Raw genomic sequence first — 7277 nt, 5'->3', positions numbered from 1 at the left:
AGTTGTGACAAACGTGCTTCGACGCCGAGCGCGGGCAGACTGTCCCAATCGAACACGTGCGACGTCACCGCCGTGCCGGCATACACCTTCACCTGCAAACCTTGCTCGCGCGCGTAGGCTTTCCAAGCGATGCGACGAGGCGAGTCGCCAGGATGAAAGGGACGCAAGCCGGCGAACTCTTCATCGCCTTGGCCCCAGTCCTGCGCGCCGCCGGTGTCTGTTTCGACCGGGGGTGGCGCCAAGCCGCGCGGCCCGGGCTTCGGATACACCACGCACGTCAGGCTCATGTGCACATGAGCCCACGCTCTGAACAATCCGAACGGGTGTCGGGTGACGAGCTCGAAATGATCGAGCGTCAACAAGCCTCGCCGGGGCGCGGGCCCCTGCAGATCGAACACCGCTCGTCCGTTCGCTGGCACGCGCTGCGGCTGAGCTGCACCGTGGTCGTTGCGCAACGTGAGTTCGTGGCGAGCCAGCGGCGCACCGTTCTCGAGGGCGACCTGAAACGTCGCGGTGTCGCCGGCGAACACTGGCTCGTTGTTGACCGAACGAATCACGATGCCCGACAGATTGCGATGACAGTAATGCATGGCGGTCAGCGCCAGCGAGCCGAGCAGGAACGTGAGTCCCAGCGCCAGATTGTTTGCGTAGTTCATGGCGCCGATGAACATCGCGAACAACATCGCCGCGAACGCGATCCCGAGCCCGGTCGGAACGATATAGATGCGTCGACTGGACAAGGTCAGCGGATCGACATCCACGCCATGACGCTTGAACGCCCAGCGCCGCGACAGCCGGCGCATGCGTTGGACGAGGCCCAGATTCAAGCTGAGGTTCATGACGGCCGTGCGAGGCAGCGCGACGGCGACTAAGGTACCGCGACTTCTTTCAGCACGAACTGACCGACTTCGGTCGCCGTCTTGGGGGCTGCATCGTCGCGAGGCTTGAGGCGATGGCCGACCACTGCGGCCAACACCGCTTGCACGTCTTCGGGCACGACGCCTTGATGGCCGTGAATCAACGCCCACGCCTGCGCTGCTCGTAACAAGCCGATGGCTGCGCGTGGCGAGATGCCGTTTTCGAAATAGGACGATTCGCGTGTGTAACGAACGATGGCTTGCACGTAATCGAGCAACGCGTCGGACACGTGCACTTTAGGAACCATGGTTTGCATCAACAGCAGCTGTTGCGGCGACAGGGTGGACGACATGGTCGCGAGCAGATCGCGACGGTCCTGACCGAGCAACAACTGACGTTCCAAGGCCGCATCGGGGTAGCCCAGCTCGATGCGCATCAAGAAGCGATCCAGCTGCGACTCGGGCAGCGGATACGTGCCGATTTGATACACCGGATTCTGAGTTGCTATTACAAAGAACGGCGCGGCCAACGGATAAGTCTGACCGTCTGCGGTGACTTGATGTTCTTCCATCGCTTCCAGCAGCGCGCTTTGTGCCTTGGGCGTGGCGCGATTCACTTCGTCCGCGAGCACCAGCTGAGAAAACACCGGCCCTTTGTGGAACTGGAAGCTGCTGGACTCACGATCGAACACCGACACGCCGATGATGTCCGCCGGCAGCAGGTCGCTGGTGAACTGGATGCGTTGATCGGACAGTCCGAGCGACTCGGCGAGAGCGTGCGCCAGTGTGGTCTTGCCCACGCCCGGGATGTCTTCGATGAGCAGATGACCGCGCGCCAGCAGGCTGGCGATGCACAGTCGCAGCTGGTGTTCCTTACCCAGGATGACCCGATTGAGCTGAGCCGTGGTGGCGGCGATCAACTCGACGGGATCGGCCTGCGTGATCAGTGTGGGAATGGCTGAATTCATGCGCTCTCCGCTCGCTCGCTGCGGTTACAACTTGCTGACCATGTCTTCCTGCTCGTCGAGCTGCGCGATCTGGCGCTTGAACTCGGCGATGCGTTCGTTGACCTCGGCCACCACTTCGGCCGGCGCGTTGGCTACGAACTTCTCGTTACGCAGTTTGCCTTCCTCGCGTGCTAGATCTTGCTGCACCTTGGCTTTGCGCTTGCGCAGACGAGCGAGCTCGGCCTGCGGGTCGGAGATCAAACCCGCTAGCGGCGACGAAATGGTGCGACGGTCGATGCTGGCCGTGGCCGACGGCGGCAACGTTGCATCGCTGGCGAGCAGCGTCAGTTCGCTGATCTTACCGACGCCGCGAACCACGCTGAGGTTGGCTTTGATCGACGCTTCATCGCTGGCCTCGGGCGTTTGATACGAAACCACGATCTCACGCGCCTGAGGAATATCCAGCTGACCGCGAATCTGTCGCGCACCGAGAATGATCGCCTTGATCGGCGTGATCGTTGCTTCGGCCGCCAGGTCGCGCGGAAATTCCGTCGTCGCCGGGTATGGCTGCAGCATGATGGTCTCGCCCTTGCGTCCAGCGAGCGGCGCCACCGCTTGCCAGATTTCTTCGGTGAGGAAGGGCATCAGCGGATGTAACAAACGCAGATACGCTTCCAGCACGTGGGCCAACGTTTCCCGCGTGCCCCGTTTTTGCGCATCGCTCGACTGGTCGGATTGCAAGGTGGGCTTGGAAAGCTCCAAGTACCAGTCGCAGTACTCGTACCAGGCGAACTCATACAGCGCCTGCGCCGCCAAGTCGAAGCGATACTCGCCGAGCCGTGCACGCACGTCTTCGATGGTCGCGCTGAGGCGCGAGCGGATCCACAAGTCGGCCGCGGAATACTCTACCGGCCCTGACGCTGATGCAGGCGGCGCGTTCTCAAGGTTCATCAGCACATAGCGAGCCGCGTTCCACAACTTGTTACAAAAGTTGCGGTAGCCCTCGATGCGGCCGATGTCGAAACGAATATCGCGGCCCATGGTCGCGAGCGCGCAGAAGGTGAAGCGCAGGGCATCGGCGCCATAGGCCGCCATGCCGTTCGGGAACTGCTTGCGCGTGTTCTTCTCGATCTTGTCCTTCATCTGCGGCTGCATCAAACCGGTGACGCGCTTCGCGACCAGCGACTCCAGGTCGATGCCGTCGATCAAATCCAGCGGATCGATGATGTTGCCCTTGGACTTGGACATCTTGTCGCCGTTCTCGTCCCGGATCAGGCCGGTGATGTACACCTCCCGGAACGGCACCTCGCCGGTGAACTTCAGGCCCATCATGATCATGCGGGCCACCCAGAAGAAAATGATGTCGAAGCCGGTCACCAGCACGCTGGTGGGGTACAGCGACTTCAGTTCCTTGGTCTGATCCGGCCAGCCCAACGTGGAGAACGGCCACAGCGCCGAGGAGAACCACGTGTCGAGCACGTCTTCGTCGCGCTTCAATTTCACATCGCGACCGAGCTTGAGCCGCGCGTGCTGATAGGCGAGCGCTTCGGTGCGGGCGACGTAGTGATTGCCTTCGTCGTCGTACCACGCCGGAATCTGATGACCCCACCACAACTGGCGGCTGATGCACCAGTCCTGGATGTTTTCCATCCATTGGAAATAAGTCTTGGACCAGTTCTCCGGAACGAACTTGATACGACCGTCTTTCACGCACTCGATGGCCGGCTCGGCCAGCGGCACGATGCGCACGTACCATTGATCGGTGAGCCAGGGCTCGAGGATGGCGTTGCTACGATCGCCGCGTGGCACGTTCAGACCATGCGGCTCGATCTTCTCGAGCAGCCCGAGCGCTTCGAGGTCGGCAACGATCTGCTTGCGCGCCACGAAGCGATCGAGGCCGCGATATTTCTCCGGCACCTCGTCGTTGAGCGCGGCGTTGGCGTCGAACACGTTGATCAGCGGTAGCGAATGACGCTGACCGATCTGGTAATCGTTGAAGTCATGGGCCGGCGTGATCTTCACGCAGCCGGAGCCGAACGCCGGATCGACATAGTCGTCGGCGATCACTGGAATCAACCGGCCGGTCAGCGGCAGGCGGATTTGTTTGCCGACCAAATGTTTGTAACGCTCGTCTTCCGGATGCACGGCCACAGCGGTGTCGCCGAGCATGGTTTCCGGTCGGGTGGTGGCGACCACCAGATGTTCCGAGCTGCCTTCGATGGGATAGCGGAAGTGCCACAGCGAGCCGGGCTCCTTCTCGGAAGTCAGCACTTCGAGATCGGACAGCGCGGTGTGTAACACCGGGTCCCAATTCACCAGGCGCTTGCCGCGATAGATCAGGCCTTCTTCGTGGAGCCGCACGAACACTTCGGTGACGGCCTCGGACAAGCCGGGGTCCATGGTGAAGCGGTCGCGCGACCAATCCACCGAGTTGCCGATGCGACGTTCCTGCCGGGAGATGGTATCGCCCGACTGCGCCTTCCAATCCCACACGCGTTTGACGAATTCCTCGCGACCGATGTCACGACGATGCACGCCTGCGGCATTGAGCTGGCGCTCCACCACCATTTGAGTCGCGATGCCGGCGTGGTCGGTGCCCGGTTGCCACAACGTGTTCTCGCCCTGCATGCGGTGCTGGCGGGTGAGCACGTCCATCAGCGTGTGCTGAAAGGCATGCCCCATGTGCAACGTGCCGGTGACGTTGGGCGGCGGAATGACGATGGAGTAGGGGCTACCCTGGCCCGAGGGCTTGAACCAGCCATGCTGCTCCCATCGCTGATAGGTGCGCTGTTCAAGGTCCTTGGGATCGTAAGATTTCTGCATTTGTCGACACGGCCAGCAGGCGGAAAATAAGCTGGCAAGTATAGCCGCCAAGCGCAGAAATGCGGCCGGTCGCTGCGTTCCTCAACGGGCCAGCCCAACCCCTGGCCAGCCCGTTCCTACAGCGTTACAGGAACATGCCGCCCGAGGCCTCGATGCGCTGGGCATTGATCCAGCGGTTCTCGGGCGACAGCAGCGAGGCCACCACGCCGCCGATATCGTCCGGTTTGCCGACCCGGCCCAGCGCCGTCTGCGAGGCGACGAAATCGTTCAGCTGTTTGTTGTCACGGACCGCGCCGCCGCCGAAGTCGGTTTCGATGGCGCCCGGCGCCACCACATTCACCGCAATCCCACGTCCGCCCAGCTCCTTGGCTTGGTAACGGGTCAGCACTTCGATGGCGCCTTTCATGGCGGCATAGGCGGCATAACCGGGCAGCGCGAAGCGCGCCAACCCGGTGGAAATGTTGACGATCCGGCCGCCGTCGTTGAACAGCGGCAAGAGCTTCTGGGTAAGGAAAAACGGGCCTTTCAGGTGGATGCGCATCAGTTCGTCGAACTGCGCTTCGCTGGTCTCCGCGAACGCCGCGTGAGCGCCTATGCCCGCGTTGTTCACCAGGAAATCGAAGCGCTCGCGCTGCCAGTGGGTCTTCAGCACTTCGCGCACCTGATCGACGAACCGATCGAAGCTCGCCGTCACGCCCACATCCAGCTGCAGCGCCGCCGCCCGTCGGCCGGACTTTTGGATCTCGGCGACCACGGCTTCGGCTTCCTGCTGGTTACTTCTATAGGTCAGCAATACATCAATGCCGCGCCGGGCCGACTGCAGGGCCATGCTCCTACCCAGGCCGCGGCTGCCGCCGGTGATTAGCGCGATCGGGGTGGTTGAAGTGGTCATGGCGGGCTCCTTGGGGTTTCGGACGGTGGAAGCTAGCTTATTGTTTATCCATTGGTGGATAAACTGGATGAATCTGAGCGTAGTGTTCGTATAATCCGAACAATGAATCAGCTCGAAGCGCTGCAGATCTTCGTCCGGGTGGCAGAACTTGCCAGCTTTACCCGCGCGGCCGAAAGCTTGAGCCTGCCCAAAGCCAGCATCTCCACGGCCGTCCAGCAGCTGGAGAGCGAGTTCGGCACCCAACTCCTGCATCGAACCACCCGCAAAGTGCAGATGACCTTGGATGGTCGCGCCTGTTACGAACGCTGCAAAGATCTGCTGGCCGACATGGACGAGCTGCGTTCCATGTTTCAACAAGGTTCGCAGGCGTTACGTGGACGACTGCGCATCGATATGCCCACCGGCGTCGCGCGCTCCACGGTCATTCCCGCGTTGCCGGCGTTTCTACACCAACATCCATTGCTCGAGATCGAGTTGAGCTGCACGGATCGCAAAGTGGATTTGGTGCGTGAAGGCTTCGACTGCGTGATGCGCGTCGGCTCAGTCGACGACACCAGCTTGATCGCTCGCCCGCTCGGTGCGTTCGCCGTCATGAACTGCGCGAGCCCGGAGTATGTGCGCGTTTTCGGCATGCCTACGACAGTTGAAGATTTGGCCAAGCATCGTTTGATTCATTGGGCAGGCACGCTCGGTGCCAAGTCGATGGGCTTCGAATATCACGACGGCACCGCGTATCGCACCGTCGACATGCCCGGCGTCATCACTGTTAACAGCGCCGAGGCGTATCAAGCCAGCTGCTTGGCGGGCCTGGGCATCGTGCAAGCGCCCCTGTCCGGCATGCGGCATCTGCTGGAGCAGGGTTTGTTAGTCGAAGTCGCCCCTGAGTTACGCGCTGAGCCCATGCCGGTATGGCTGCTCTATGCCCAGCGGCGTAACTTGTCACGCCGCGTGCAAGTGTTCATGTCTTGGGTGGCGGACCTGATGAAGCCTCAGCTGCTGCCGTTGCCTGGCGCGCTATGATTTATCGATTCAGCTTCGAGGAGCGACGATGAGCCGGTTTCGCTATTACCTGCGCACCCGTTACAACGAATGCGATGCGCAGAAGGTGGTGTTCAATTCTCGCTATGGCGAGTACACGGATGTCGCGGCGGCGGAGTTCTTTCGTGCGTTGGGTTATGAGAAGGAGATGCAGACGGGAGAGTTGGACTATCAGCTCGTCAAGCAAACCACTGAGTGGCGCGCGCCAGCTCGATACGATCAGGTGTTGGAGATATCGGTCTCGACCCGGCATTTAGGAACTACGTCGTTTGCTTTGGCGACGGAGTTCCGGATTGCGGGAGAGGAGCGGGTGATTGTGAATGTCGAGACGGTGTATGTGCACGTCGACCATCACACGTTGCAAAAATCGCCGCTGCCCGGACCGCTACGAGCTGCGCTCGAGCGGGGAGCGGAGAATGTGACGATCGACCACGCCGCGTATCTCGCCTGACTCGAACGCCGCAGCCGGAAGGTTTTGCATGGAAAGAAAAAGCCGGAGATGACCCGACAGAAGATGATCGGAGTACGAACGACCGCGTAGAAAACTACGCTCTTGGGCGGCTTCCGAGCCCGCCGAAGTCTCTTTAACACGGCCTTGGGGCGGCTTCCGAGCCCGCGAACGTTTCGTGCGCAGCGTCGAGGGGAGAGTCCTTCCCCGGCAATTGGATCCAGCAGGGATGCTGGTCCCATAGCGCTACAGGGATGTACAAGCACGCGCCA

The 7277-nt window shown here is 61.4% G+C and carries 6 protein-coding genes; 2 read left to right on the top strand and 4 right to left on the bottom strand.

What is annotated here, in order from left to right:
- The 4 genes from JNL55_RS34780 to JNL55_RS34765 form a co-directional block, all read right to left on the bottom strand.
- Positions 1–839 (bottom strand): DUF58 domain-containing protein (locus JNL55_RS34780; protein WP_293865780.1); only part of this gene is annotated, 839 nt, incomplete at its 3' end.
- Between the two features lie 29 nt (positions 840–868).
- The gene (locus JNL55_RS34775) at positions 869–1825 is read right to left on the bottom strand and encodes an AAA family ATPase (RefSeq protein ID WP_293865777.1); all 957 of its coding nucleotides are present in this window, start codon (positions 1823–1825) and stop codon (positions 869–871) included.
- A gap of 24 nt (positions 1826–1849) precedes the next feature.
- On the bottom strand, positions 1850–4627 hold the full coding sequence (locus JNL55_RS34770; protein WP_293865774.1) for a valine--tRNA ligase: 2778 nt from the start codon (positions 4625–4627) through the stop codon (positions 1850–1852).
- 124 nt (positions 4628–4751) lie between these two features.
- On the bottom strand, positions 4752–5519 hold the full coding sequence (locus JNL55_RS34765; RefSeq protein WP_293865771.1) for an SDR family NAD(P)-dependent oxidoreductase: 768 nt from the start codon (positions 5517–5519) through the stop codon (positions 4752–4754).
- 102 nt (positions 5520–5621) lie between these two features.
- Between JNL55_RS34765 and JNL55_RS34760 the strand changes: the two genes are divergently transcribed.
- Positions 5622–6539 carry a LysR family transcriptional regulator gene (locus tag JNL55_RS34760; RefSeq protein ID WP_293865769.1) on the top strand — a complete coding sequence of 306 codons (918 nt, stop codon included), beginning with the start codon at positions 5622–5624 and terminating at the stop codon, positions 6537–6539.
- Between the two features lie 28 nt (positions 6540–6567).
- Positions 6568–7008 carry an acyl-CoA thioesterase gene (locus tag JNL55_RS34755; RefSeq protein WP_293865766.1) on the top strand — a complete coding sequence of 147 codons (441 nt, stop codon included), beginning with the start codon at positions 6568–6570 and terminating at the stop codon, positions 7006–7008.
- Positions 7009–7277 lie beyond the last annotated feature (269 nt).

Origin of the sequence: Steroidobacter sp. (genome assembly GCF_016790065.1) — a bacterium.
GTDB lineage: Bacteria > Pseudomonadota > Gammaproteobacteria > Steroidobacterales > Steroidobacteraceae > Steroidobacter.
The sequence above is the reverse complement of the archived record's forward strand: the minus strand, read 5'-3'. Positions and strand labels throughout refer to the sequence as shown.

Excerpts from the sequence above, each read along its gene's own strand:
- JNL55_RS34775 (WP_293865777.1), bottom strand. The coding sequence starts at position 1,825 with ATGAATTCAGCCATTCCCACACTGATCACGCAGGCCGATCCCGTCGAG.
- JNL55_RS34770 (WP_293865774.1), bottom strand. The coding sequence starts at position 4,627 with ATGCAGAAATCTTACGATCCCAAGGACCTTGAACAGCGCACCTATCAG.
- JNL55_RS34765 (WP_293865771.1), bottom strand. The coding sequence starts at position 5,519 with ATGACCACTTCAACCACCCCGATCGCGCTAATCACCGGCGGCAGCCGC.
- JNL55_RS34760 (WP_293865769.1), top strand. The coding sequence starts at position 5,622 with ATGAATCAGCTCGAAGCGCTGCAGATCTTCGTCCGGGTGGCAGAACTT.
- JNL55_RS34755 (WP_293865766.1), top strand. The coding sequence starts at position 6,568 with ATGAGCCGGTTTCGCTATTACCTGCGCACCCGTTACAACGAATGCGAT.